Raw genomic sequence first — 23836 nt, 5'->3', positions numbered from 1 at the left:
GGAAGTTCGGGGCGGACCGGCTGTCAGGGCCGGGCGGCGAGGGGGCCGATCCGGTACAGGACCTCCGGGTCGTGCGGGCCGTCGGGGAACTGGTCCGCGCCGAACAGCACCTCGCGGGTGAGGCCGGCTCCGTGCCGGGCGGCGAAGGACGTGAACAGCCGCTCGGAGGCGGTGTTGCCGGGGGAGATCGTCGTCTCCACGGCGGTGATGGGGTGTTCGGCGGTGACCCGGGCGATCAGCCCGTCGAGCAGGGCCGCGGCCAGTCCGCGGCCGCGGTACGCGGCGTCGACCGCCACCTGCCAGACCAGAAGGGTGTGCGGGTCCTCGGGGCGTGCGTATCCGGTGATGAACCCGACGGGGGTGCCGTCCTCGGCACGCGCCACCGCCGAGGTGCCGGCGAAGTCACGGCACCACAGCAGGTAGCTGTAGGACGAGTTCAGGTCGAGGGTTCCGGAATCCTTGGCGATACGCCAGAGCGCGGCCCCGTCCGCCACCGTGGGGCGGTCGATCTGCAGGTCTGCTTGCGTGGCAGTCATGCGGATTGAATTTACCGAGTGAAATCAAAAAATGCGTGGAGAGGCGGCGTCGGTTTGGTGATGCACTCGTGGCCGGAGGTGACTGTGTCCCGATTTGCACCGGTCAAATCGGGACAAAGATAAACCTCTGTGCAATGCGTCACCCGAAGGTAATCAGCTCGAAATTTGCCTGTGTTTAGAGCTGGGAAACCGGGGCAGAAGAACCTGGGAAAGCTATCCGCATAAGCAATCAAGGAATTCCTGAATCACCTTGAATTCAGACTCCCGTCATCTCGCCCTCGCGATCGCGGGAAACGGGCGTCAGATCCAGGCCTCGTCCGCCGACCGGAGGGCCGACGCAAGGTCCACCTCGTGGCCGTGCGCGGTGAGGGCGGAGGCCAGGGCCGTCAGGGCGCCGCGCACCGTGCCCGGGGTCGCCGCCGGGCCGTAGTGGTTCACGCGGATCATCTCGCCCGCCAGCGCGCCGCCGCCTGCCGCCAGCGGCAGCGTCGGGTCGCTCGCCAGGGCCCGGGCCACCAGCTCCGAGGCCGCCGTGCCCGCCGGTGCGCGCAGGGTCGTGGCGACCGGCGCCGCCTCCCGGGCCTCGTGCACGTACGGCTCCAGGCCACCGCCCAGCGCCGCCGCGCCCGCACGGGTCGCCGCGGCGGCCGACGCGTGGCGGGCCATCACCGTCTCCAGGCCCTCCGCCTCGATCCGCTCCACGCACGCTTCCAGTGCCAGCATCTCCAGCTGCGCCGGCGCGTGCAGCAGCGCCTTGCGGCCGCCGTCCACCCAGCGCTCCTTCCAGTCGAGCAGCGACAGGTACGAGCGGCGCGGCGCCCCCGGGTTCGCCGCCATCAGCGCCCACGCCCGCTCGCTCACCGACACCGCCGACACGCCCGCCGGTCCGCCCATCGCCTTCTGCGCCCCGATCACGCACAGGTCCACGCCCCACGCGTCCGGCAGCACCGGCTCCGCCGCCACCGAGGCGACCGCGTCCAGGTAGAACAGCGCGCCGTGCTCGCGCACCACCGCGCCGATCTCCGCGACCGGGTTGGTGTTGCCGGTGGCGGCCTCGGCGTGCACCAGCGAGACGAAGTCGATCTCCGGGTGCTCGGCGAACGCCGCCCGGACCTGCTCGGCGGTGACCGCCGTGTGGAAGGGCACCGCCAGGTCGATCACCGTGGCGCCGCAGTCCCTCAGCCAGTCCCCGAACGTCTGCCCGTACGGCCCGGTGACGATGTTCAGTGCGGTGGTGCCGGGCCCCGCCGTGCCGCGGATCGCGCCCTCCAGCGGAAGCAGCGCCTCGCCCTGCATGATCACGACGTCCTGCCGGGTGCTCAGCAGCCGCGCCACCCGGTCCTCGATCGACGCGAAGCGGGCGGCACTCAGCGGGGCAAGATCCAGGAACGGGTGTGTCACAGCGGTGCTCTTTCGGCTCACGGGGGTAGAGGTGACGAGAGTAACCGGCAGCCGTCCCACCCCCGCGAAACGCCCATCGGCCCACCCCGAGGGCCGATTTCGCAGGCCGCGCGACCCTGTGACCATCGGTTTGGTTTGAGTACCTCAAACCCATCCTTATAATCTGAACAACGATCGCGTATCACCCCCACGAACCCCTGCACAGGAAGGCCCGCCGTGACCACGCTCTCCGGGCGCCGGACCCCCCGCATCCTGGCCGCCGCCACCGTGACGGCCGGCCTGCTGTTCATGACCGCCTGCACGAAGACCGACGACTCGGGCGGCGCCAAGACCGCCGGCGGGGTCCAGCTCGTCAAGGCCGGACAGCTCACCACCTGCACCCACCTGCCGTACCCGCCGTTCCAGTCGGAGATCGACGGCAAGGTGCAGGGCTTCGACGTCTCCCTCATCGACCTGGTCGCCAAGGACCTGGGCGTGAAGCAGGCGATCCTCGACACCCCGTTCGAGAACTTCAAGACCGGCGCGTTCCTCAACTCCGGCGAGTGCGACCTGGCCGCCGCCGGCATGACCATCACCGAGGAGCGCAAGAAGAACGTCGACTTCTCCGACCCCTACTTCGACGCCACCCAGGCCGTCCTCGTCGACAAGAGCGCCGGCGTCGGCTCACTCGCCGACATCAAGGCCAAGAAGGTCAAGCTCGGCGCCCAGGCGCAGACCACCGGCGAGGACTACGTCAAGAAGCAGGGCTTCGACCCGGTCTCCTTCGAGTCCTCCGACGCCGTCCTCAACGGCCTGCGCACCGGCCAGGTCAAGGCCGTCGTCATCGACTACCCCGTCGTCCAGGGCTGGCTGAAGGACAAGGCCAACGCGAACGCCTTCAAGGTCGTCGACAACCTCGACACCGGCGAGCAGTACGGCTTCACGGTGAAGAAGGGCAACGCCAAGCTGGTCGCGGCCATCAACAAGGCGATCGCCGACGCCAAGGCCGACGGCACGTACAAGAAGCTCTACGAGCAGTGGATCGGCCCGTACGACCCGGCGGCGGCCGCCCCGTCCGCCCCCGCCGCATCATGAGCGACACCGAACCCGCGGCGGCCGCCGAACCCGACGCGACACCCCGCCGCAAGGGCCTGACCCGGCGGCAGAAGCGCGGCGTCTCCCGCGGCGTCCAGTACGCCGTCTTCGTCGCCGCCGTGATCGCCTTCGCGCTCTCGGCGGACTGGGACCGGCTCCAGAACCAGTTCGCCCAGGCCGACATCGCCGAGCAGATGTTCCCCGAGGTCATCACGCTGGCGCTGAAGAACACCGTGCTCTACACGGTGTCCGGGTTCCTGGTCGGACTGGCCCTCGGCATGGTCATCGCCCTGATGCGGCTGTCGTCCGTCGGCCCCTACCGCTGGCTCGCCGGGATCTACATCGAGATCTTCCGCGGCCTGCCCGCCCTGCTGATCTTCATCTTCATCGGCGTGGCCGTGCCGCTGGCCTTCCCCGGCACGGAGATCATCGGCGGCACCTACGGCAAGGTCGCCCTCGCCCTCGGCCTGGTCGCCGCCGCCTACATGGCGGAGACCATCCGCGCCGGCATCCAGGCCGTCCCCAAGGGGCAGATGGAGGCGGCCCGCTCGCTCGGCTTCTCCCCGGCCCGCGCGATGGTCTCGATCATCATCCCGCAGGCGTTCCGCGTCATCCTCCCGCCGCTCACCAACGAACTGGTCCTCCTCTTCAAGGACTCCTCGCTGGTGCTGTTCCTCGGCGTCACCCTGGAGGAACGCGAACTGTCCAAGTACGGCCGCGACCTGGCCAGTACGACCGCCAACTCCACACCCATCCTCGTCGCCGGCCTGTGCTACCTGCTGGTCACGATCCCGCTCGGCTTCGTCGTGCGCCGTATGGAGGCCAAGGCCCAGGAGGCCGTGAAATGAGCCGACCGGAGATCGAAGTGCGCGGCCTGCGCAAGTCGTTCGGCGACAACGAGGTCCTGCGCGGCATCGACCTGGAGATCCGGCGCGGCGAGGTCGTCTGCGTCATCGGCCCGTCCGGCTCGGGCAAGTCCACGCTGCTGCGCTGCGTGAACCTGCTGGAGGAGCCGACCGGGGGCCAGGTCTTCGTCGGCGGCGCCGAACTCACCGACCCGGACGTCGACATCGACGCCGCCCGCCGCCGGATCGGCATGGTCTTCCAGCAGTTCAACCTCTTCCCGCACCTGACGGTGACCGAGAACCTCACCCTGCCGCAGCGCCGGGTGCTGCGGCGCGACAAGGCGGCCGCCGCGAAGGTGGCCGCGGCCAACCTGGAACGGGTGGGCCTCGCCGACAAGGCGGACGCCTACCCCTCCTCCCTCTCCGGCGGCCAGCAGCAGCGGGTGGCGATCGCCCGCGCCCTCGCCATGGGCCCCGAGGTGATGCTGTTCGACGAGCCGACCTCGGCCCTGGACCCCGAACTCGTCGGCGACGTCCTCGCGGTGATGCGCGGGCTCGCGCGGGAGGGCATGACGATGATGGTCGTCACGCACGAGATGTCCTTCGCCCGCGAGGTCGCCGACCGGGTCGTCTTCATGGACGGCGGAGTGATCGTCGAGGACGGCGCCCCCGACCGGGTCATCGGCGCCCCCGCCCACGAACGCACCCGCCACTTCCTCTCCCGCATCCTCGACCCGGCGATGGCCGAGGTCGAGGAGGGGACACCGAACGAGCTGAAGAAGACCCAGTAGCCAGTGCCCCGGCAGGCCGCGTTCGCCCCGTCGCGACGCGCGGCACGCTCCCCCAGAGGGGGGACCCCACTCGCCGCACCGGCCGAAAGCCCACGTACACCCAGTACGAGGACTTCCGGCCGGCACGCCGAGAGCACGCACCGGACGCCGCTCCTTCACGGACGAACGCTGCCCGCCGCGGCACTAGGGTGCCGTACATGAGCGATCGCGCGGTGCTGCACGTGAAGGGCAGGGTCCTCGCCGGACCCGGTGACGACCAGATCCACGACGAGGTGTGGGTCGTCGACGGGCGGATCTCCTACGACCGCCCCGCCGGCGCCCGTGACGTGCGCACGGTGACCGGCTGGGCCCTGCCCGGCCTCGTCGACGCCCACTGCCACGTGGGCCTGGGCGCGCACGGCCCGGTCGACCGCGACACGGCGGAACGGCAGGCCCTCACCGACCGGGACGCCGGGACCCTCCTGATCCGCGACGCCGGTTCCCCCTCCGACACCCGCTGGACCGACGACCGCCCCGATCTCCCGAAGATCGTCCGGGCGGGCCGGCACATCGCCCGCACCCGCCGCTACCTCCGCGGCTACGCCCACGAGATCGAGCCGGACGACCTCGTCGCCTACGTCGCCCAGGAGGCCCGGCGCGGCGACGGCTGGGTGAAGCTGGTCGGCGACTGGATCGACCGCGAGCTCGGCGACCTGTCCGCCTGCTGGCCCCGGGAGGCCGCCGAGGCGGCGATCAAGGAGGCCCACCGGCTGGGCGCGCGGGTCACGGCCCACTGCTTCGCCGAGGACTCGCTGAAGGACCTCGTCGAGTCCGGCATCGACTGCGTCGAGCACGCCACGGGCCTCACCGACGAGCTGATCCCCCTGTTCGCCTCGCGCGGCGTCGCCATCGTCCCCACCCTGGTGAACATCGCGACCTTCCCCGGCCTCGCCGCCGGCGGCGAGGCCAGGTTCCCTGCCTGGTCCGCCCATATGCGCCGCCTGCACGCCCGCCGCTACGACACCGTCCGCAACGCCTACGACGCCGGCATCCCGGTCTACGTCGGCACCGACGCCGGCGGCAGCCTGCCCCACGGGCTGGTCGCGGGGGAGGTCGCGGAACTCGTCACGGCCGGCATCCCCCCGGTACGGGCCCTGGGGGCGACCACCTGGGCGGCGCGCGCGTGGCTGGGCCGGCCGGGCCTGGACGAGGGCGCCCCGGCCGACCTGGTGGTCTACGAACAGGACCCGCGCGCCGACGTACGCGTGCTGGCCGCCCCGCGACGGATCGTGCTGAACGGACGCGTGGTGGGCTGACCCACGGCGTCGGTCCGGGGGCTCCGCCGGCTTCCCGGAGAGCCAGTGCCCCGGCAGGCACTGGCTCAGCCGGTGGCCAGCGCCCGTCCCAGAGCCTCCAGGAATCCGTCCACCGTCCTGCGGTCCCGCACCGCCACCCGCACCCATTCCTCCCCGAGGCCGGGAAACGTGTCCCCCCGCCGCACCGCGTAGCCCAGCTCCCGCAACCGCCCGCGCACCACCCCCGCGTCAGGCACCCGCACCAGCACGAACGGCCCCTGCGCCGGTCCCGCCACCCGCACCCCGTGCCCCGCGAACCGCTCAAGCCCCGCCACGAGGTACCCCCGGTCCGCTGCCCCCCGCCGCGCCGCGTGCGCCGCCTCCGCGACCGCCCGCCCCGACACACACGCCCGCGCCGCCGCCAACGCGGGCGTGGACACCGGCCACAGCGGCTGCGCCCGCTCCAGCTCCCGTATCGTCTCCGGCGCGCCGAGCACATAGCCGATGCGCAACCCCGCCAGCCCCCACGTCTTCGTCAGACTGCGCAGCACGACCAGTCCGGGCACGTCCGTCCGCCCGGCCAGCGACTCCCGCTCGCCCGGCACCGCGTCCATGAACGCCTCGTCGACGACGAGCGTGCGCCCGGTCCGGGCCAGGCACGTGACGTCCCGCGCGGGATGCAGCACCGACGTCGGGTTCGTGGGGTTGCCGATCACCACCAGGTCGGCGTCCTCGGGAACGGCCGCCGGGTCGAGGCGGAAGCCGTCCTCCTCCCGCAGCAGCACCCGGTCCACGCTGTGCCCGGCGTCCCGCAGCGCCGCCTCCGGCTCCGTGAACTGCGGGTGCACCACCACCGGCCGGCGCACCTTCGAAGCGCGGGCGAGCAGCACGAACGCCTCCGCCGCGCCCGCCGTCAGCAGCACCCGCTCCGGCGGCAGCCCGTGCCGCTCCGCCACCGCGGCCCGCGCCCGCCGCCCGTCGGGGTAGGCGGCGAGACCGGTCAGGGAGGCCGCGATGTGCTCGCGCAGCCAGTCCGGAGGCGTGTGCGCGCGGACGTTCACCGCGAGGTCGACCAGCGCGGCGCCGTCGTCCCGCACCTCGGAGTCCCCGTGGTGGCGCAGGTCGTGTCCGTCAGTGTGCATGGCAGTCCACATGCCCTTCGTGCTGATGCTGCCCGGAACCGTCGCGTCGGACCACCGCACAGGTCGCCCTGCCCGGCCGCCCGTCCCTCCGCGCCGACTTCCTTTTCGGTACGAGGAGTTCGCCCCCGCCCGCGAGTGCCGCCGCCTCCGCGACGGACGGCGTGCCCAGCGCGGCGGCCGGCGCGTCCGACGGGTTCGGCACCCGCACGGCGGCCAACTCCGCGGCGGGGTACGTCACCAGGGGCACCCCGAGCCGCAAGGCCGCCCCGATGACGCCGGGTTCGCCGCGCCTGGCGTCCACGGTGGCGAGCTCGGCCACATCGCGCCCGGACAGCCCCGCCTCCCGCAGCGCGTCCTCGATCACGCCGAGCACCTCCTCCACCGGCACGCCCCGGGACGCGCCGACGCCCACCACGAGGCTCACCGGCCCTCCTCCCCGCTGCCCCGGGGACGGAGGTGCGTGGACGGGCCCTGATCGGATACGAAGAGGGCATGGCGGTGTTCGTCGCGCTCGGCGCGTTCCTGATGACGTTGGCCGGCGGCTGGACGGCACAACGCGTGACCGACCGCCGCCACCTGGTGCTGGGGCTGGCCGGCGGCCTGATGCTGGGCGTGGTCGGCCTGGATCTGCTGCCGGAGGCCCTGGAGGCAGCCGGCACGGAGGTGTTCGGCGTGCCGGCCGCGCTGCTGCTGTTCGTGGCCGGCTTCCTGCTGGCCCATCTGGTGGAACGGCTGCTGGCCCTGCGCCGGGCGGCCCACGGCGCGGGGGAGCACGACGGCCGCACACCCGAGGTCGGCCTGACGGCGGCCGCGGCGATGGTCGGCCACAGCGCCATGGACGGCGTGGCGATCGGCGCGGCCTTCCAGGTAGGCGGCGGCATGGGCACGGCGGTCGCGCTGGCGGTCGTCGCCCACGACTTCGCCGACGGCTTCAACACGTACACCATCACGAGCCTGTACGGGAACGCCCGCCGCAAGGCCCTGGTCATGCTGTTCGCCGACGCGGCGGCGCCGGTCCTCGGCGCGGCCTCGACCACGTTCGTCACCATCCCCGAGCACCTGCTCGGCGGCTATCTCGCTCTCTTCGCCGGCGCGCTGCTCTACCTGGCGGCGGCCGAGATCCTGCCCGAGGCCCACCACGATCACCCCGCCCGCTCCACCGTGCTCTGCACGATCGCGGGCGCGGCCTTCATCTGGCTGGTGGTGGGCCTGTCGGGCTGAGCCGCCGCCGTTCACGGCGTACGGCACCTCTCCACGAAGCGCCGGGCCACGCCCGGCTCGGCCGCCCAGTGCGTGTGCAGGTAGCTCGCGTGCACGCCGCCCTGGACGAAGCCCTCGACCCGCCGCTGCGGGCTGCGCATCCCCCACGCCGGGGCCGTCCCCGCCCCCGGTTCGACGACGGTCCGGTGGAACTCGTGGCCCCGCATCCGCGTCCCGGCCGCGGCCAGCGCGCTGTCGCTCACGGCCACCGCGTCCCGGTAGCCGAGGGTGAGCCGCCCGGACATCCGCGCCGAGGCGTCGAGCACCCCGCACATGGGCTGCCCGTCCAACTCCCGGCACAGATAAAGCAGTCCGGCGCACTCCGCGGCGATCGGGGCGCCGCTGAGCGCCAGTTCGGCGACGGTCTTGCGCAACGGCTCGTTGGCGGACAGCTCCGCGGCGTACATCTCGGGGAACCCGCCCCCGACGACCAGTCCGGCACTCCCGTCGGGCAGCCCCTCGTCCCGCAACGGATCGAAGGTCACGACCTCGGCCCCGGCGGCGCTGAGCAGTTCGGCGTGCTCGGCGTAGGAGAAGGTGAACGCGGGCCCCCCGGCGAGAGCGACGACCGGCCTGTCACCCCGGCCCGTCGCGCCCGGCCCGGACGGCTCGCCGAGAGCCCCGGCCGCGTCCCACGCCGCACAGGACAGCACACCGGCACCGCGCGCCAGCGACATCACCGCGTCCAGATCGCACCCGTCGGCGACCTGCGCCCCCATCGCCGCCACGGCGTCCAGCGCCGCTGCCCTCCGCTCCGCCACCGGCACCAGCCCCAGATGCCGTGACGGGGTGTCCACCTGCGCCGTCCGCCGCAGCACCCCCAGCACCGGCACCCCCGCCGACTCCATCGCCTCCCGCAGCAACGCCTCGTGCCGGTCGGAGGCCACCTTGTTCAGGATCACGCCCCCGACCCGCACCTCCGGGTCCCACGACACGAACCCGTGCACCAGCGCGGCCACCGACCGCGACTGCGACGAGGCGTCCACCACCAGGACCACCGGAGCCCGCAGCAGCTTCGCCACATGCGCCGTGGACGCCAACTCCCCTTCCCCGGCGGCCCCGTCGAACATCCCCATCACGCCCTCGACGATCGCCAGATCGCAGCCGCGCGCCCCGTGCGCGAACAGCGGCCCGACCGACGCCGGCCCGCACATGTACGCGTCGAGGTTGCGTCCCACCCGCCCGGTCGCGAGCGCGTGGTACCCGGGGTCGATGTAGTCCGGGCCCACCTTGTGCGGGGACACGGCGAGCCCCCGCGCGGCGAACGCGGCCATCAGCCCCGTCGCGACGGTGGTCTTGCCGCTGCCGGAGGACGGCGCGGCGACGACCAGCCGGGGCACCGACACCGAGGAGGACACCAGCGAGGACAACGAGGCGGACGTCACCACTCGATACCCCGCTGCCCCTTCTGCCCCGCGTCCATCGGGTGCTTGACCTTGGACATGTCGGTGACGAGGTCGGCGAAGTCGACCAGTTCCTGCGGCGCGTTGCGCCCGGTGACGATCACGTGCTGGGTCCCGGGCCGGTCCCGCAGCACGGAGATCACCTCGGCGGTGTCGATCCACCCCCAGTGCATCGGGTAGGCGAACTCGTCCAGCACGTACAGCTTGTAGCGCTCGGCGGCCAGGTCGCGCTTGACCTGCTCCCAGCCCTCCCGGGCCTTCTCCTCGTTGCTGGCGTTGTCGCCGTCGGGGTCGCGCTGGATCCACGACCAGCCCTCGCCCATCTTGTGCCAGTCGACCGAGCCGCCCTCACCGCTGGCGCCCAGCACCCGCAGCGCGTTCTCCTCGCCGACCTTCCACTTCGCCGACTTGACGAACTGGAACACCCCGATCGGCCAGCCCTGGTTCCAGGCCCGCAGCGCCAGCCCGAAGGCGGCGGTCGACTTGCCCTTCCCGACACCGGTGTGCACCATCACGAGCGCCCGGTTCCGGCGCTGACGTGTCGTCAGTCCGTCGTCGGGTACGACGCTCGGCTGTCCCTGCGGCATCTACGCGGCCCTCCTGTCGCCCTGAACTTCCCTGACCAGCCCGGCGATCGAGTCCGCCCGCAGTTCGTCGAGCGTCACCGCCGTACCTCCCAGCTCACCCGCGAGCCGCCCGGCGAGCCCCAGCCGCACCGGTCCGGTCTCGCAGTCCACGACCACCGACGCGGTGCCCTCGGCGGCGAACAGCCGGGCCGCCCGCCCCGCGAGCGCCACCGGCTCGGTCCCACCCGTCACCCGACCACCACCCCGGCCGGAGGCGCTTCGCGCCGCCCCTCCACTCGTCGCCCGCCCGTCGGTGACCACCACGACCAGCGGCCGCCGCGCGGGATCCCGCAACCGCTCCACCCGCAGCACGTCGTGCGCCTTCAGCAGCCCGGCGCCGAGCGGGGTGCGCCCGCCCGTCGGCAGCGCCTCCAGCCGGGCCGCCGCCGCGTCCACCGACGAGGTGGGCGGCAGCGCCACATCGGCGCCCGAGCCCCGGAACGTCACCAGCCCCACCTTGTCCCGCCGCTGGTAGGCGTCCAGCAGCAGCGACAGCACGGCGCCCTTCACGGCGCTCATCCGCTGCCGCGCCGCCATCGACCCGGAGGCGTCGACCACGAACAGCACGAGGTTCCCCTCACGCCCCTCACGGGTCGCCTGCCGCAGATCGTCCCGCCTCACCACCAGTCCCGGCCCCGACCGCGCCCGCGCGTGCTGGTGGGGCGCGGCGGCCTGCACGGTCGCCGCCAGGTGCAGCTTGGTGAGCGCCCCGCGGGGACGCCGGGCCCCGGTGGTACGCCCGTGCTCGGTCCGGGCCCGCGAGCGCCGCCCGGCGGCGCCCTCCCCGAGACCGGGCACGCTCAGCACCTTCGTACGGAAGGGCTCGGCGGCCCGCACGGCGGACTGCTCCCCGGCGCCGGCCGGCCGGCCGCCCTCGCCCTTGCTCTCGCCGGGGTCCGCCGGCGCGGGCGCCTCACCGGACGGCGGCTCGCCGCCCTCGGGCCCGTCCTGCGGCGGCAGCCCGCCGCCCCCGCCCGGGCCGTCCGGGCCGCCCGGTCCGTCGGGGTCGGGGTCCTCGTCGCCGTCGTCGCCGTCGGTCCGGTCGGTCCGGTCGGTCCGGTCGTTCCGGCCGCCTCGCTCGTCGAGGTCGTCGTCGGGGAACCGGTCCAGCGTCTCGTCGAGCTTGTCCTCGTCCAGGCCCGGCGCGTCGAAGGGGTTGCGGCGACGGCGGTGCGGCAGCGCGAGCAGCGCCGCCTGCCGTACGTCCTCCGCGAGCACGTCGGTCCGTCCGGCCCACGCCGCCAGCGCCGTCGCCGTCCGCGCCATCACGATGTCGGCCCGCATGCCGTCCACTTCGAACGCGGCGCAGGTCGCGGCGATCCGCAGCAACGCACCGTCGCCGAGCCGCACATGCGGCAGCAGGTCCCGGGCCGCCACGACCCGCGCCCGGACGTCGGCCTCCTCCCGCGCCCAGCCCGCGGCGAACCCCGCCGGGTCGTCGTCGTAGGCGAGCCGCCGCCGCACGACCTCCACCCGCTGCTCGGGCTCCCGCGACGCGGCCACCTCGACGGTCAGCCCGAACCGGTCCAGCAACTGAGGCCGCAGCTCGCCCTCTTCGGGGTTCATCGTCCCGACGAGCAGGAAGCGGGCGGCGTGCCGCACCGACACGCCCTCACGCTCGACGTACGAGGCGCCCATCGCCGCCGCGTCCAGCAGCAGGTCGACGAGATGGTCGTGCAGGAGGTTGACCTCGTCGACGTAGAGGATGCCGCGGTGCGCGTCCGCGAGGAGACCCGGCTCGAACGCCTTCACGCCCTCCGCGAGAGCCCGCTCGATGTCCAGCGCTCCCACGAGCCGGTCCTCCGACGCGCCGACGGGCAGCTCCACCATGCGCGCGGGGCGCGTCGCGCCCGCCGCCGCCTCGTGCGGCCCGTCAGGACAGCCGGGGTCCGGCGCCGCCGGGTCGCAGGAGAAACGGCACCCGGGCACCACCGCCACCTCCGGCAGCAGCGCCGAAAGCGCCCGCACCGCCGTCGACTTGGCGGTGCCCTTCTCGCCGCGCACCAGGACCCCGCCGACCGCCGGACTCACCGCGTTCAGGAGCAGGGCCAGCCGGAGGTCGTCCTGTCCGACGACGGCCGTGAACGGAAAGGGGGCGGTCACGTGACGATCACTCCTTCGGACGCCGGGTCGGCGTAGGCGGTCGGCGAGGACGGGGACAGGGGTGAAAGGCTCATACGGGCGCCCCCGGCGGGACGAACGGCAGTCCCGGCGGCGCGCCCGACTCGATGAGCCGCCACAGCGCGCCGGTGTCCGCGTGCTCCTCGATCAGGTCGCCGAGCCGGTCGAGCTGCTCCTCGCGCAGCGCGGCGAACGAGGTGTCGGAGGCCGGCACGAACCGGCGGCCCGCGGCGGCGGCCACCTCGCGCAGGAACGCCCGCCGGAAGCCGTCCGACTCCAGCGAGCCGTGCCAGTGGGTGCCCCAGGTCTGCCCGACGCGGCAGCCGTCCAGGAAGGGCTCGCCGCCCTCGACGGTGGCCACGCCGTGATGGATCTCGTACCCCTCGACCCGCTCGCCGAGGGCCTCGCCCACCGGCCGGGTGAGGGTCTTCTCGCGGGCGAACCGCACCCGCACCGGCAGCAGGCCGAGCCCCTCCACCTGTCCGCGGCGGCTCTCCACCTCGTCGTCGATGTGCTCGCCGAGCACCTGGAACCCGCCGCAGACGCCGAGCACCGGCCGTCCCTCGGCGGCCCTGCGCCGCACGGCGTCCGCGAGCCCGCGCTCGCGCAGCCACTCCAGCGCCCGCACGGTCCCCCTGGTCCCCGGGATCACCACGAGGTCGGCGTCGGCCAGTTCCTCCGGCCGGTCCACGAATCGCACCACTACCCCGGGCTCGGCGGCCAGCGCGTCCACGTCGGTGAAGTTGGACATGAGGGGGATCGCGCAGACGGCGACCCGCAGCACGTCCTCGCCGACGGGCGGGGCGACGTTCGACTCCCGCACGGTGCCCCGCAGCGAGACCCTCAGCCCGTCCTCCTCGTCGATGCCGAGGCCGTGCCGGAACGGCAGCACCCCGTACGACGGCCGCCCGGTGAGCCCGTGCAGCATGTCCAGGCCCGGCTCCAGCAGCGAGACGTCACCGCGGAACTTGTTCACGAGGAACCCGGCGACGAGTTCCTGGTCCTCGGGGGAGAGCAGGGCGACGGTCCCGAAGAAGGAGGCGAAGACGCCCCCGCGGTCGATGTCGCCCACCACCAGCACCGGCAGCCGCGCGTTGCGCGCGAGCCCCATGTTCACGATGTCGGTCCGCCGCAGGTTGATCTCGGCGGGACTGCCCGCCCCCTCACAGATCACGGCGTCATACGTGCCCCGCAGCTCGGCCAGGCAGTCCAGCACCGTCTCCAGCAGCCGCTGCCGGCGGCCGCCGTGGTAGCCCCGGGCGCTCATCTCGCCGACGGGCTTGCCGAGCAGCACGACCTGGCTGCTCTGCTCGCCGCCCGGCTTGAGCAGCACGGGGTTCATCAGCGCGGTCGGCTCGACCCGGCAGGCCTGGGCCTGCATGGCCTGGGCCCGCCCGATCTCGGCGCCCTCACGCGTCACGAACGAGTTCAGCGACATGTTCTGCGCCTTGAACGGCGCCACCTTCACGCCCTGCCGCACCAGCCACCGGCAGATCCCGGCGGTCACGACGCTCTTGCCGGCGTCGGAGGTGGTGCCGGCGACGAGGAGCCCCCCGCTCATGACGCACGCCCTTTCGATCCCGCTGTGACTGCGGCTGTGGCTGTGGCTGTGGCTGTGGCTGTGCTTGTGGCTGTGACCGTGCTCGTGGCCTTCGCTTTCGCCGCGACGGCGCGTGCGGCCACCGTGACGCCGAGCGCGAGCAGGCCGACGCGGCGGGACAGCCGCGCGGCACGTTCGATGTCCCCGGGCACGACGGCCCGCCCGGCCGCCCCGTTGAGCACGGGCCGGTGCTCGACGCGGCCGCCGTAGGAGAGCGTCCCGCCCAGCCGCACCCCGAGGGCGCCCGCGAAGGATGCCTCCACCGGCCCGGCGTTGGGGCTCGGGTGCTTGCCGGCGTCGGCGCGCCAGGCCCGCACCGCGCCCCGCCGGTCGTCCCCGGCGAGGGCCGCCAGGACGGCGGTCAGCCGCGCCCCCGGCCAGCCGGCGACGTCGTCGAGGCGGGCCGAGGCCCACCCGAAGCGCCGGTAGCGGGGCGACCGGTGCCCGACCATGGCGTCCAGCGTGTTCACGGCCCGGAAGCCGAGCAGCCCCGGCACTCCGCCGACGGCCCCCCACACCAGCGCCCCGACGACGGCGTCGGAGGTGTTCTCGGCGACCGACTCCACCACCGCTCGGGCGATCCCGTCGGCGTCCAGCGACTGCGGGTCCCGCCCGCACAGATGGGGCAGCCGCTCCCGCGCGGCCTCGACGTCGCCCGCCTCCAGGGCCCGCCCGACGGCCCGCGCCTCGCGTACGAGGGACGTCCCCCCGACGACGGCCCAGGTGGCTGCCCCGGTCAGCGCGACGGAGACGGCGGGGGAGGAGCGTACGGTCCGGGAGGCGAGCGCTCCGAGCGCCACGGCGCCCCCGGCGCACACGGCGGTGTGCAATGCGCCCCAGCCGCGGTGGTCCCGGTACAGCGCCCGCTCCACACCGGCGGCGGCCCGGCCGAACACGGCCACGGGATGCCCGCGGCGCGGATCGCCGAGGAGCAGGTCCCCCAGGAGGCCGGCGGCGGCGCCGTACGCGTGGACGCGATCGGCACCCATGGGCTCAGCCGGCCGCGGGGGCGGGGAGCGGCCTGGTGCTGGTCCTCGAACGGCAGCCGGGCATGGCGTTATGTCCTCACTCAGGGTGTCCGCGCCCTGGTTCGACGAGACCGACGGCGAGAGTTCCTGGCTCCCGGGGATCGTGACCGCCCCCGGTGACAGTGGCGGGACCGCGCCGGATTCGCACCGGCTTCCTCTCCTGCCGCCGTACATGGCGTGGGCAGTCCACCACGGGCGCGGAAGGGCCGTCAACTTGCTGTTGACCTGCGACGGGGGTGTGTGCAGAAGCCCACACGCCCCTTCGCGCCCCCGTCTCGTCCCGTGCGCCACCTGTACGCACGCGTGGGGCGCGGGGCGGACGCGTGTGGGGCGCGGGACGGCGAACCGTCCCGCGCCCCGGATGCGCGTCCCTCGGGGGTGCTAGGCGACGATCAGCGAGATGCCGTACGTCACCGCCGCCGCGCACGCCGCGAAGCACGCGTACGCGCCGGTGACCGCGAGAGCGGCCGAGTCGCCCTGGGCCACGGCCCGCTCGCGGCGGGAGAGGCCCATGATGCCGAGGGTGAACAGGCCGACGAGGGCCACGGTGACCACCAGGCTGACGCCGAAGACGGAGCCGAGAGCCGCCCAGTCGATCTTCATACGATTTCTTCCTTCGTACCGGGGTGGGCGGGGCTCAGACGGTGGTGGTCGCGGCCGGCGGGGCCGACTCGGCGGTGGGCGCCGGGATGGTGGCCGTCAGACCGTCGGCGACCGTGCCCGCCGGGGGCGGGGTCACCGCGGCGATCGCCTGGGTGACGACGCCGGCCGGCTCCTCGGGCTCGTTGACGTTGGTGTGGTCGACGACCTCGCGGCGGGAGATCTTCCAGATGGCGGCGCTGGAGCCGATCAGGAAGAGCGCGACGACCGCGGTGCCCCAGTCGCCGAGGCCCGTGACGTACTCGGCGAGCGCGCCGACCAGGGCCGCGGCCGGGAGCGTCAGGCCCCAGGCGACGAACATGCGGGTGGCGGTCGACCAGCGGACGACGCCGCCCTTGCGGCCCAGGCCCGCGCCCATCACCGCGCCGGAGACCGAGTGGGTGGTGGAGAGGGAGAAGCCGAGGTGGGAGGAGGCCAGGATGACCGTGGCCGCGCTGGTCTGGGCGGCGAAGCCCTGCTGCGGCTGGAGGTCGGTCAGGCCCTTGCCCATGGTGCGGATGATGCGCCAGCCGCCGAGGTAGGTGCCGAGCGCGATCGCGAGGCCGGCGGACAGGATGACCCACAGGGGCGGGTCGGAGTCGGGCGCGACCGTGCCGCCGGCGACCAGGGCGAGGGTGATGATGCCCATCGTCTTCTGGGCGTCGTTGGTGCCGTGAGCGAGGGAGACCAGGCCCGCGGAGGCGATCTGGCCGGCCCGGTAACCCTTCTCGGCGGCCTTGCCGTCGGCCTTCTTGCCCATCGTGTACGACAGGCGGGTGGCGAGCATCGCGGCGATGCCGGCGACGATCGGGGCCGCGACCGCGGGGAGGAGCACCTTGGTGACGAGCACGTCACCGTGGACGGCGCCGACGCCCGCGGAGGCGATGGTGGCGCCGATCAGACCGCCCATCAGGGCGTGCGAGGAGCTGGAGGGCAGTCCGACCAGCCAGGTCAGCAGATTCCAGAGGATCGCGCCGACCAGGGCCGCGAAGATGACCTCGGGACGGATACCGGTCTCGTCGACGAGCCCCTTGGAGATCGTGTTGGCGACCTCCACGGAGAGGAAAGCACCCACAAGGTTGAGTACGGCGGACATGGCCACCGCGACCTTGGGCTTGAGCGCACCGGTCGAGATGGTGGTGGCCATCGCGTTGGCGGTGTCGTGGAAACCGTTCGTGAAATCGAACGCGAGTGCGGTTACCACCACAATCGCGAGGATCAGCGAGAAGCTTTCCATTTACCCAGGCAATCGTTCGAGCGTCATTGGCTCGAAGAACGTAAGTAACCAGGGTGAACGGAAGGTGAACTGGGGCGGGCTTCGTGGTGTCACCACATGGCGGAACGCATTCCGCTTGTGCGTCCGCGGGCCCGGGGGCGCGGCCGCTGGGAGGATCACGGCATGGATCACGGCAGAGACCACGAACGGGCGATCGAGGAGCCCGCCGCCCCCGGCGCCGGTCATGACACGGCTCAGGTGGCGGCCGCCTGGGAGGAGCTGGTGGCGACGGCCCGCCGCACGGTGGCCGACGGACTGGTCGTCGGCACCTCCGGCAACGTCTCCGTCCGCGTCGGCGACACCGTCCTGGTCACCCCCTCGGGCGTGCCCTACGACCGGCTGACGCCGCACGACGTCACCGGCGTCGACCTCGACGGACGGCAGGTGCTCGGCTCGCTCGTCCCGACGAGCGAACTGCCCATGCACCTGGCCGTGTACGGCGCCACCGACGCCCGCGCCGTCGTCCACACCCACGCCGTGCACGCCACGGCCGTCTCGACCCTCGTGGCCGAGCTCCCGACCGTCCACTACATGGCCGCCGCCCTCGGCGGCCCCGTACGGGTCGCCCCCTACGCCGCCTACGGCACCGACGAGCTGGCCGCGAACGCGCTGCGCGCCCTCGCTGACCGCACCGGTTGCCTCCTGCGCAACCACGGCGCCCTCACCTACGGCGCCACCCTCGACCAGGCCTACGACCGCACGGCCCAACTGGAGTGGATGTGCCGTCTGTGGCTGACCGCGTCCAGCGTCCCCGGCCTCACCCCGAGCCTCCTCACCGCCGAGCAGATGACCGAGGCGGGGGAGCGGCTGCGGGGGTACGGCCAACGGGGGACGGGCGACGGCTCGGATGAGGCGGTCGCCGGGGGCACGTGAACCGGTGTCGGTGCGCCGGGGGCACCGGTGTACGTCCCAGCACTGGCCGGTACGGGAATCCGCCGGGACACTGGACGGGTGCGCACTGTCACCGCGACGGCCGCCGCCGTCACCGCAGCCCTGGCCGCCGGCGCCGTCAGTGTCGCCGCCGGCAGACTCGCCAGCGACGCCGCGCTCAAGGCGCCGCCCGGCCGGCCCCTGCCCACCGAACCCCGCCTCACCGTGCACGGCACGGCCCCCGGCCGGATCACCCTCACCCGCGACCTCGCGAGCCTGCGCCCCGGAACCTACGGCCTCGCCGGCGACGGCTCCCACGCGGTCGTCGGGCCCGTCCTGACCGACGCCCCGCACTCCGCCGACAGCGTCGTACGCCGCCTCGAACGCGTCACCCACGGCAGCCTGAGCGCCGGCGACGCCGTCTGGCTCACGCCCAACCTGTACGTCGGCAACCCCGGCAGCGCGCTCGGCCTCGACCACGCCGACGTCGACGTGCCCGGCGAACTCGGCGCGCTGCCCGCCTGGTTCGTCCCCGGGGCGCGCCGCACCTGGGTCATCGCCGTGCACGGCCTGGGCGCCACCCGGGAGCACGCCCTCAACCTGACCGGCTTCCTGCACAGCCGCCGCTTCCCGGTCCTGGCCCTCGCCTACCGAGGCGACCTCGGGGCACCCCGCCCCCCGGACGGGCTGAACCACCTCGGTGAGACGGAGTGGCGCGACGTGGACGCGGCGATGCGGTACGCCGTCCGCTACGGCGCCGAACGCCTTGTCCTGCTCGGCTGGTCCACCGGCGCGACGATGGCCCTGCGCGCCGCCACCCGCTCGGGTCTGCGGCATCTGATCTCCGGGCTGGTGCTCGACTCCCCGGTCCTCGACTGGCAGGCGACCCTGCGCGCGCTCGCCGCCGCCCGCCACACCCCCGGTCCGCTGCTGCCGCTGGCGGTCCGCGCCGCCCAGGGCCGCACCGGCCTGCACGCCGACCCCGCCTCGGACCCCTCCCTCCTCGCCGCCCCCACCCTGATCTTCCACGGCCCGGACGACCGGGTCGCCCCCTGGGCCCCGTCCCGCACCCTGGCCGCCCGGCGCCCCGACCTGGTCACCCTCCACCCGATCCCCGAGGCCCCCCACGCAGCCATGTGGAACACAACCCCCACCCCCTACGAAGAATCCCTCCGCCGCTTCCTCACCCCCCTGATGTAACCCCCCGCCCCCACCCATCCGGCCAGCTCCCCATCGCGCCGCAGCCCCCGGCCCCACGTAGCCTGCGGGCAGTCCTGCCGCTGGGGCGGCACGGGTGGGCGCAGGCGGCACCCCGCAACGCCGGGCCACGCACCCCACCCCCCCCGGCACCGACCCCGGTCAACGCACCCCAGACGCCCGCCTCACCCGACCCCACCCCCCAGGACACCCCACGTTCCGTTAAACGCCGTACCACTGGCCAGATCGCATCTCCACACCCCCTCCCACCCCCACCCGTTGACCGCCCCCATAGCCCTCCGTGGCATTCCGTTTGGGTTTTCGGACCGTCAACCGGAAGACTGCACCCGTGACGTCCCGTATCCCGCGCGACTCCAGGCTTCGACTCGTCCGCCCGCGACCCCTGGCCGCCGCCCCCTCAGCAGTGAACCAGCGGCGCACGCGCCGCCCCGCGCCCCGCCCGCCGGAGGGCACCCCCGCCCCGGCGGAGCTGGCCAGAATGGCGCGCTCGGGTCTGGCCGCCGCCGCCCGCGTCGCCCGCTGGGCCGACAGCGCCCTCGGCCCCGGCAGGGACGCGGCGACCGACGGCAAGGCCACCCTCTCCGACACCACGGCCGAACGGGCGGCCGGCGACCTCGGCCTGAGCCTCTCCCAGGTCCGCGCCGACTGGGACACCGCCCGCCTCGCCGGCCTCGTCGAGGTCCACGGCGACAGCGCCCGCCCCGGCTGGCGCCTGCGCGCCTGGGACCGCGACGACAGCGCCGTCCTGCGCGGCTGGGTCGCCCTCTTCGACGCCTGGTCCCTCGCCCTGCCCGAACCCCGGGACCAGGAGTCCGCCGCCGTCGCCGAGGTCGTCTCGGCGATGCCCCAGGTGCTCTCCTTCCTCCAGCTGTCCGCCGGCCCCGTCCCCGTGGACCAGCTCCTCGACCTCCTCTGCCAGCGCGTCACCGAACTGCGCACCGAACGCTGCGAGGTCTCCTACGGCCCCGAAGCCGTCACCGCGCGCCCCAAGGCCCCGCGCCCCGCCGCCGTCGCCGGCCAGGCGGAGCCCGCCCAGGACGCCGAGCTCGCCCCCCTCCTCGACTGGGCCCTGCACGCCCTCGCCTCGGTGGGCGCCCTCACCTGCGGCGACGGACACGCCACCCTCACCCCGCTCGGCAACTGGGCGGTCTGGGTCAAGCTGGAGCAGATCTGCGTCGCCGCGCAGAGCCCCGCCGGCCACATCGAGCAGTCCGCCGAGGACATGCTCCGCGGCTGCGCCCAGCTCCGCCCCAACGCCGCCCGCGCCGAGTACCGAGCCTGGCTCGCCGCCCGCCCCGTCGGCAGCGCCGTCACCGAACTGCTGAACGCCGCCCGCGGCGAGGACGCCCTGCTGCGCGGCCTCGCCTTCGAGGCGCTGCGCGTGGTCGGCGCCCCGGCCGAGCACGACGTCCGCGCCGTGGTGGACGAGCCCGCCCTCAGGCCGTACGCCCTGCTCTGGCTCGCCGAGCACGACGGAGTGGACCCCGAGGACGCCCACGAGGTGCTCACCCGCGAGGAGGCCACCTGGCTGTGGGTCGACACCGCCGCGGCCGTCGCCGACCACGGTGAGGCCCCGATGCTCGTCAGACACCTGGAGTCCGCGCTTCAGCCGACCGTCCCCGCGCTCCTCGCCGAGGTCCGTGCCGTCGGGCACCCGCGCACCGTGCAGGTTTTGGTGGCGCTCGCCGCCGCGCACCCCGACCCGGCCCTCGCCAAGGCCGTCCGCCGCGCCGCCTTCCAGGTGCACACCGGAGGCAGCTGAACCACGGGCGGCAGCTCGACCACGGGGCGGCCCCGCCGGCCGCCCCGCACGGCAGGCCCTCAGCCCGGCACCGACGGCTGGTACGTCCCGAAGCTCCAGACGTTGCCCTCGGCGTCTGTGGCCATGTAGTCGCGTGAGCCGTAGTCCTGGTCCGTCGGCGGCATCAGGATCTCCGCGCCGTGCTCCACGGCCCGCCGGTGGTGGGCGTCCACGTCGTCCACCACGACGTACACCCCGACCGGGCCCCCGTCCTTCATCGCCGTGTCGAAGGCGCTGCCGGTGCCCTTCGAACCGAGCATCACCACTCCGCCGGACTGCGTCAGCTCGGCGTGCGCCACCGCCCCGTCCGCGCCCTCGTACACCGCCAGCTCGGTGAAGCCGAAGGCCTCCGTGAGCTGACGGATCGCCGCCTTCGCGTCCTTGTACAGCACCGTCGGGCTGATGCCCGGACGCCCGCCGCCCGTCCCTGTCATGCCGATCACTCCCTCGTGGTCCCCGCCGGTCGTGCGACTCGCTCCCTCATGGGCGCCCTTGTCGGGAATATCACCCGTCGCCCAGTCTGGCACCCGCCACTGACAACGCCCCGGCAAGCCGCTGACCTCGACCCGGACGGGCGCCCCGCCGGCCGGACGCCGAAGCCCGGAAAACTGGTTGCACAACCCCGTTAGAATGGCTCCATGGCCATTCTCCTCGCGCATTAGACGGCGGGAACGCCCTCAGCCGTCCATCCCGTCTCCCACCCGCCCTGGAGTCTGTCCGTGATCTCCGCCTCCGGCATCGAGCTGCGCGCCGGCGCCCGCATCCTCATCGAGAACGCCTCCTTCCGCGTCGCCAAGGGCGACCGCATCGGTCTCGTCGGCCGCAACGGCGCAGGCAAGACCACCCTCACCAAGGTCCTCGCCGGCGAGGGCATGCCCGCCGGCGGCACCGTCACCCGTTCCGGCGAGGTCGGCTACCTCCCGCAGGACCCCCGCACCGGCGACCTCGACGTCCTCGCCCGTGACCGCATCCTCTCCGCGCGCGGCCTGGACGTCCTGATCCGCAAGATGCGCGAGAACGAGCAGCGCATCGCGGGCGGCCAGGGCGCCACCCGCGAGAAGGCCCTGCGGCAGTACGAGCGCCAGGAGACGGAGTTCCTCACCAAGGGCGGGTACGCCGCCGAGGCCGAGGCCGCCACCATCGCCGCCGCGCTCAACCTGCCCGACCGGGTGCTCGGCCAGCCCCTGCACACGCTGTCCGGCGGTCAGCGCCGCCGGGTCGAGCTGGCCCGCATCCTGTTCTCCGACGCGGACACCCTGCTCCTCGACGAGCCGACCAACCACCTCGACGCCGACTCCATCGTCTGGCTGCGGGACTACCTCAAGACCTACCGCGGCGGCTTCATCGTCATCAGCCACGACGTCGACCTGGTCGAGACGGTCGTCAACAAGGTGTTCTACCTGGACGCCAACCGCTCCCAGATCGACGTCTACAACATGGGCTGGAAGCTCTACCAGCAGCAGCGCGAGGCCGACGAGAAGCGCCGCAAGCGCGAGCGCGCCAACGCCGAGAAGAAGGCGGCGGCCCTGCACTCGCAGGCCGACAAGATGCGCGCCAAGGCCACCAAGACGGTCGCCGCGCAGAACATGGCCCGCCGCGCCGACAAGCTGCTCTCCGGCCTGGACGCCGTCCGCGTCTCCGACAAGGTCGCCAAGCTCCGCTTCCCGGAGCCGGCACCCTGCGGCAAGACCCCGCTGATGGCGGAGGGCCTGTCGAAGTCGTACGGCTCGCTGGAGATCTTCACCGACGTCGACCTGGCCATCGACAAGGGCTCCCGGGTCGTCATCCTCGGCCTGAACGGCGCCGGCAAGACCACCCTGCTGCGGCTGCTCGGCGGGGCGGAGCAGCCCGACACCGGCCAGGTCGTCGCGGGCCACGGCCTCAAGCTCGGCTACTACGCGCAGGAGCACGAGACCCTCGACCCCGAGCGCACGGTCCTGGAGAACATGCGGTCCGCCGCCCCCGACCTGGATCTGGTCGAGGTCCGCAAGGTCCTCGGCTCGTTCCTGTTCTCCGGCGACGACGTCGACAAGCCCGCCGGGGTCCTCTCCGGCGGCGAGAAGACCCGTCTCGCCCTCGCCACCCTGGTGGTCTCCTCGGCGAACGTGCTGCTGCTCGACGAGCCGACCAACAACCTCGACCCCGCCAGCCGCGAGGAGATCCTCGGCGCGCTGCGCACCTACAAGGGCGCCGTCGTGCTGGTCACCCACGACGAGGGCGCCGTGGAGGCGCTCCAGCCCGAGCGGATCATCCTGCTCCCCGACGGTGTCGAGGACCTGTGGGGCGCCGACTACGCGGACCTCGTCGCCCTGGCGTGACCTCAGGGGTGTTTCACGGCATGCTCATGGCGTGATCCGCGGAGTATGGATCATTCGGCTTACCGGTGATCCATCATCTGAGTGATATCCCCTCGTATCGAGGTGTGTCCTACACCGATTTCACGGCCGATCCCCCAAGTGACGGGGGGTCGGCCGTCTCGCGTCTCTGACCTGCGGATTCGCGAAACAACCCGTTCGGCCGTACGAACATCACCGTCCGGAACGGCAGCTTCCGTTCGTGGGTACGCGCTCCTGTCGTCAAAACCATGTCGCACGGACCTTGCCGAATGGGTGGCCATCCAGGCCCGGAGGGGTGATCATGAGGGGACCAGAGCGCACTTCCCATGAGGAGGCACGGGTGGCCGAGACTCTGAAGAAGGGCAGCCGGGTGACCGGCGCCGCGCGCGACAAGCTCGCGGCAGACCTGAAGAAGAAGTACGACTCCGGTGCGAGCATCCGGGCGCTGGCCGAAGAGACCGGCCGCTCGTATGGCTTCGTGCACCGGATGCTCAGCGAGTCGGGCGTCACGCTCCGTGGGCGTGGCGGGGCGACGCGGGGCAAGAAGGCCGCCTCGTCCTGAACCGGGCGCGGTCCCACCGCCTTCGACGGTGAC

At 73.5% G+C, this 23836-nt stretch carries 21 protein-coding genes, 1 pseudogene and 1 riboswitch; of the genes and pseudogenes, 10 read left to right on the top strand and 12 right to left on the bottom strand.

Going from position 1 to position 23836, the window contains the following annotated elements; translation table 11 throughout:
- Window positions 1–23 precede the first annotated feature (23 nt).
- Both ectA and ACIOC0_RS25360 read right to left on the bottom strand, forming a co-directional pair.
- Window positions 24–536, bottom strand: a complete 513-nt coding sequence (ectA, locus tag ACIOC0_RS25365; RefSeq protein ID WP_402157768.1) for a diaminobutyrate acetyltransferase — start codon at window positions 534–536, stop codon at window positions 24–26.
- Window positions 537–836: 300 nt separating this feature from the next.
- Window positions 837–1937: a pyridoxal-phosphate-dependent aminotransferase family protein gene (locus ACIOC0_RS25360; RefSeq protein ID WP_402157766.1), complete on the bottom strand. Its 1101-nt coding sequence runs from the start codon at window positions 1935–1937 to the stop codon at window positions 837–839.
- A 216-nt stretch (window positions 1938–2153) separates the two neighbouring features.
- Here ACIOC0_RS25360 and ACIOC0_RS25355 point away from each other — a divergent pair, with 216 nt between their 5' ends.
- The 4 genes from ACIOC0_RS25355 to ACIOC0_RS25340 all read left to right on the top strand — a co-directional run bounded on the left by ACIOC0_RS25355 (window position 2154) and on the right by ACIOC0_RS25340 (window position 5942).
- Window positions 2154–3011, top strand: coding sequence for a transporter substrate-binding domain-containing protein (locus ACIOC0_RS25355; protein WP_402157765.1), 858 nt, complete (start codon window positions 2154–2156; stop codon window positions 3009–3011).
- Window positions 3008–3859 (top strand): amino acid ABC transporter permease, encoded by an 852-nt coding sequence (locus ACIOC0_RS25350; protein WP_352247630.1) that lies wholly within the window; start codon window positions 3008–3010, stop codon window positions 3857–3859. The genes ACIOC0_RS25355 and ACIOC0_RS25350 overlap by 4 nt, the downstream gene beginning before the upstream one ends.
- A complete protein-coding gene (locus tag ACIOC0_RS25345) occupies window positions 3856–4647 on the top strand; it encodes an amino acid ABC transporter ATP-binding protein (protein WP_402157763.1) in 792 nt (263 codons plus the stop codon). The genes ACIOC0_RS25350 and ACIOC0_RS25345 overlap by 4 nt, the downstream gene beginning before the upstream one ends.
- Window positions 4648–4844: 197 nt before the next feature.
- Window positions 4845–5942, top strand: a complete 1098-nt coding sequence (locus ACIOC0_RS25340) for an amidohydrolase family protein (RefSeq protein WP_402157761.1) — start codon at window positions 4845–4847, stop codon at window positions 5940–5942.
- 65 nt (window positions 5943–6007) lie between these two features.
- On the opposite strand, the gene cobC is transcribed toward ACIOC0_RS25340, so the two are convergent.
- Both cobC and ACIOC0_RS25330 read right to left on the bottom strand, forming a co-directional pair.
- Complete coding sequence (gene cobC / locus ACIOC0_RS25335; protein ID WP_402157760.1) at window positions 6008–7063, bottom strand: Rv2231c family pyridoxal phosphate-dependent protein CobC; 1056 nt, start codon at window positions 7061–7063, stop codon at window positions 6008–6010.
- A gap of 28 nt (window positions 7064–7091) precedes the next feature.
- A pseudogene (locus ACIOC0_RS25330) lies at window positions 7092–7490 on the bottom strand (cobalamin biosynthesis protein); the annotation flags it as partial.
- A gap of 65 nt (window positions 7491–7555) precedes the next feature.
- On the opposite strand from ACIOC0_RS25330, the gene ACIOC0_RS25325 reads away from it, so the two are divergent.
- Window positions 7556–8284 carry a ZIP family metal transporter gene (locus tag ACIOC0_RS25325; protein WP_402157758.1) on the top strand — a complete coding sequence of 243 codons (729 nt, stop codon included), beginning with the start codon at window positions 7556–7558 and terminating at the stop codon, window positions 8282–8284.
- 11 nt (window positions 8285–8295) lie between these two features.
- Here ACIOC0_RS25325 and ACIOC0_RS25320 read toward each other — a convergent pair whose 3' ends face one another.
- The 7 genes from ACIOC0_RS25320 to ACIOC0_RS25290 all read right to left on the bottom strand — a co-directional run bounded on the left by ACIOC0_RS25320 (window position 8296) and on the right by ACIOC0_RS25290 (window position 16977).
- Window positions 8296–9681: a cobyrinate a,c-diamide synthase gene (locus ACIOC0_RS25320; protein WP_402158209.1), complete on the bottom strand. Its 1386-nt coding sequence runs from the start codon at window positions 9679–9681 to the stop codon at window positions 8296–8298.
- 23 nt (window positions 9682–9704) lie between these two features.
- Window positions 9705–10313 (bottom strand): cob(I)yrinic acid a,c-diamide adenosyltransferase, encoded by a 609-nt coding sequence (gene cobO / locus ACIOC0_RS25315; protein ID WP_402157756.1) that lies wholly within the window; start codon window positions 10311–10313, stop codon window positions 9705–9707.
- The gene (locus ACIOC0_RS25310; RefSeq protein WP_402157755.1) at window positions 10314–12455 is read right to left on the bottom strand and encodes a putative cobaltochelatase; all 2142 of its coding nucleotides are present in this window, start codon (window positions 12453–12455) and stop codon (window positions 10314–10316) included.
- 70 nt (window positions 12456–12525) lie between these two features.
- Complete coding sequence (locus ACIOC0_RS25305) at window positions 12526–14034, bottom strand: cobyric acid synthase (protein WP_402157753.1); 1509 nt, start codon at window positions 14032–14034, stop codon at window positions 12526–12528.
- The gene (locus tag ACIOC0_RS25300) at window positions 14031–15062 is read right to left on the bottom strand and encodes a cobalamin biosynthesis protein (RefSeq protein WP_402157751.1); all 1032 of its coding nucleotides are present in this window, start codon (window positions 15060–15062) and stop codon (window positions 14031–14033) included. The genes ACIOC0_RS25305 and ACIOC0_RS25300 overlap by 4 nt, the downstream gene beginning before the upstream one ends.
- Before the next feature lie 120 nt (window positions 15063–15182).
- A riboswitch (cobalamin riboswitch) is annotated at window positions 15183–15260 on the bottom strand.
- A gap of 222 nt (window positions 15261–15482) precedes the next feature.
- A complete protein-coding gene (locus tag ACIOC0_RS25295; protein WP_402157750.1) occupies window positions 15483–15704 on the bottom strand; it encodes a hypothetical protein in 222 nt (73 codons plus the stop codon).
- A gap of 34 nt (window positions 15705–15738) precedes the next feature.
- Window positions 15739–16977, bottom strand: coding sequence for an anion permease (locus tag ACIOC0_RS25290; RefSeq protein ID WP_402157749.1), 1239 nt, complete (start codon window positions 16975–16977; stop codon window positions 15739–15741).
- 162 nt (window positions 16978–17139) lie between these two features.
- On the opposite strand from ACIOC0_RS25290, the gene ACIOC0_RS25285 reads away from it, so the two are divergent.
- From ACIOC0_RS25285 to ACIOC0_RS25275, 3 genes are all read left to right on the top strand, one after another.
- Window positions 17140–17889 carry a class II aldolase/adducin family protein gene (locus tag ACIOC0_RS25285; protein ID WP_402157748.1) on the top strand — a complete coding sequence of 250 codons (750 nt, stop codon included), beginning with the start codon at window positions 17140–17142 and terminating at the stop codon, window positions 17887–17889.
- Between the two features lie 78 nt (window positions 17890–17967).
- The gene (locus tag ACIOC0_RS25280; protein ID WP_402157745.1) at window positions 17968–19086 is read left to right on the top strand and encodes an alpha/beta hydrolase; all 1119 of its coding nucleotides are present in this window, start codon (window positions 17968–17970) and stop codon (window positions 19084–19086) included.
- Between the two features lie 346 nt (window positions 19087–19432).
- Window positions 19433–20866, top strand: coding sequence for a hypothetical protein (locus tag ACIOC0_RS25275; protein WP_402157744.1), 1434 nt, complete (start codon window positions 19433–19435; stop codon window positions 20864–20866).
- A 59-nt stretch (window positions 20867–20925) separates the two neighbouring features.
- Here ACIOC0_RS25275 and ACIOC0_RS25270 read toward each other — a convergent pair whose 3' ends face one another.
- Window positions 20926–21339: a VOC family protein gene (locus ACIOC0_RS25270; RefSeq protein ID WP_402157741.1), complete on the bottom strand. Its 414-nt coding sequence runs from the start codon at window positions 21337–21339 to the stop codon at window positions 20926–20928.
- A gap of 285 nt (window positions 21340–21624) precedes the next feature.
- Between ACIOC0_RS25270 and abc-f the strand changes: the two genes are divergently transcribed.
- Window positions 21625–23223, top strand: coding sequence for a ribosomal protection-like ABC-F family protein (gene abc-f, locus ACIOC0_RS25265; protein WP_130437451.1), 1599 nt, complete (start codon window positions 21625–21627; stop codon window positions 23221–23223).
- 358 nt (window positions 23224–23581) lie between these two features.
- On the top strand, window positions 23582–23803 hold the full coding sequence (locus ACIOC0_RS25260; protein ID WP_004002281.1) for a helix-turn-helix domain-containing protein: 222 nt from the start codon (window positions 23582–23584) through the stop codon (window positions 23801–23803).
- Window positions 23804–23836 lie beyond the last annotated feature (33 nt).

The organism is Streptomyces sp. NPDC088254, from assembly GCF_044740925.1.
In the GTDB taxonomy this organism is placed as follows: domain Bacteria; phylum Actinomycetota; class Actinomycetes; order Streptomycetales; family Streptomycetaceae; genus Streptomyces.
The sequence above is the reverse complement of the archived record's forward strand: the minus strand, read 5'-3'. Positions and strand labels throughout refer to the sequence as shown.

What these genes read in the sequence shown, in the direction of transcription:
- ACIOC0_RS25350 (WP_352247630.1), top strand. Translation starts at nt 3,008, where the DNA reads ATGAGCGACACCGAACCCGCGGCGGCCGCCGAACCCGACGCGACACCC.
- ACIOC0_RS25345 (WP_402157763.1), top strand. Translation starts at nt 3,856, where the DNA reads ATGAGCCGACCGGAGATCGAAGTGCGCGGCCTGCGCAAGTCGTTCGGC.
- ACIOC0_RS25340 (WP_402157761.1), top strand. Translation starts at nt 4,845, where the DNA reads ATGAGCGATCGCGCGGTGCTGCACGTGAAGGGCAGGGTCCTCGCCGGA.
- ACIOC0_RS25300 (WP_402157751.1), bottom strand. Translation starts at nt 15,062, where the DNA reads ATGGGTGCCGATCGCGTCCACGCGTACGGCGCCGCCGCCGGCCTCCTG.
- ACIOC0_RS25325 (WP_402157758.1), top strand. Translation starts at nt 7,556, where the DNA reads ATGGCGGTGTTCGTCGCGCTCGGCGCGTTCCTGATGACGTTGGCCGGC.
- ACIOC0_RS25285 (WP_402157748.1), top strand. Translation starts at nt 17,140, where the DNA reads ATGGATCACGGCAGAGACCACGAACGGGCGATCGAGGAGCCCGCCGCC.
- ectA (WP_402157768.1), bottom strand. Translation starts at nt 536, where the DNA reads ATGACTGCCACGCAAGCAGACCTGCAGATCGACCGCCCCACGGTGGCG.
- ACIOC0_RS25305 (WP_402157753.1), bottom strand. Translation starts at nt 14,034, where the DNA reads ATGAGCGGGGGGCTCCTCGTCGCCGGCACCACCTCCGACGCCGGCAAG.
- ACIOC0_RS25270 (WP_402157741.1), bottom strand. Translation starts at nt 21,339, where the DNA reads ATGACAGGGACGGGCGGCGGGCGTCCGGGCATCAGCCCGACGGTGCTG.
- ACIOC0_RS25290 (WP_402157749.1), bottom strand. Translation starts at nt 16,977, where the DNA reads ATGGAAAGCTTCTCGCTGATCCTCGCGATTGTGGTGGTAACCGCACTC.
- ACIOC0_RS25295 (WP_402157750.1), bottom strand. Translation starts at nt 15,704, where the DNA reads ATGAAGATCGACTGGGCGGCTCTCGGCTCCGTCTTCGGCGTCAGCCTG.
- cobC (WP_402157760.1), bottom strand. Translation starts at nt 7,063, where the DNA reads ATGCACACTGACGGACACGACCTGCGCCACCACGGGGACTCCGAGGTG.
- cobO (WP_402157756.1), bottom strand. Translation starts at nt 10,313, where the DNA reads ATGCCGCAGGGACAGCCGAGCGTCGTACCCGACGACGGACTGACGACA.